This window comes from Mesorhizobium sp. M7A.F.Ca.CA.003.01.2.1 (assembly GCF_003998945.1).
GTDB classification, from domain to species: Bacteria; Pseudomonadota; Alphaproteobacteria; order Rhizobiales; family Rhizobiaceae; genus Mesorhizobium; species Mesorhizobium ciceri.
This window is the reverse complement of sequence record NZ_RZRA01001505.1, coordinates 1-734: the sequence shown is the minus strand read 5'-3', so window position 1 is coordinate 734 and position 734 is coordinate 1. Positions and strand designations below refer to the sequence as shown.

Sequence of the window (734 nt, the reverse complement as noted above, 5' to 3'; positions counted from 1 at the left end):
ACCTGATCCTCGTCGCCAATGCCGCCATTCCGCGCGGCGGCAAGCTTTCCGTGACGCTGGAAAACCTTGAGACCGAACCGCGTTTCGCGCTTGCGTCGGCTGGCCCGATGCTGCGGGTGCCGCCGAAATTCCTCGAACTGCATTCCGGCCACAAGCCGGAGGAGCCGATCGACGCGCATTCCGTGCAGCCCTATTACACGCTGCTTCTGGCGCGCGAGGCCGGCATGACGATATCGATCCACGCGACGCCGGAAGAAATCGTGCTTTCGGCGGCCTGATGCGCAGCCGATAAAGCGAAGTATTTTTTCATTTAAAGCTGTAATTCCAGCTCATCGACTTGAGATGCGTCTGGTCGTTCAGGCGGCGCCAAAGCATTCGTGAATAAAAGTAGGCACCTGCCCATCTTTATAAAAATTTTACCTAACGCCTTTTCGGCTTCTTTACCAGATTGGCCTATGGTGCGTCCTGGATGCCCCCGACGCTACCGGACTGCCAGAAGGCAAAGAGGACCCGGAAATGAAACGCTGCATGTTCGTCGACGATTCAAGCGTTATCAGGAAGGTTGCAAAACGCATCCTGGGCGGCTCCGAAATGATTGTCATCGAGGCCGCCAGCGGACTTGACGCGCTGGAGATGTGCGCCGCCGACATGCCCGACATCATCGTCGTCGATGGCGCCTTGCCCGACGTACCGGCGGTCGCTCTCACCCGTTTCGTCTCCGCCATGGCGATCCC

The 734-nt window shown here is 58.3% G+C and carries 2 protein-coding genes; both read left to right on the top strand.

Annotation, left to right across the window (positions count from 1 at the left end; translation table 11 throughout):
* A partial coding sequence (locus tag EN969_RS33805; protein ID WP_245467674.1) for a histidine phosphotransferase family protein occupies positions 1-278 on the top strand: 278 nt, incomplete at its 5' end.
* Between the two features lie 238 nt (positions 279-516).
* On the top strand, positions 517-734 hold a 218-nt coding region (locus EN969_RS33800; RefSeq protein ID WP_164758784.1), incomplete at its 3' end, for a response regulator.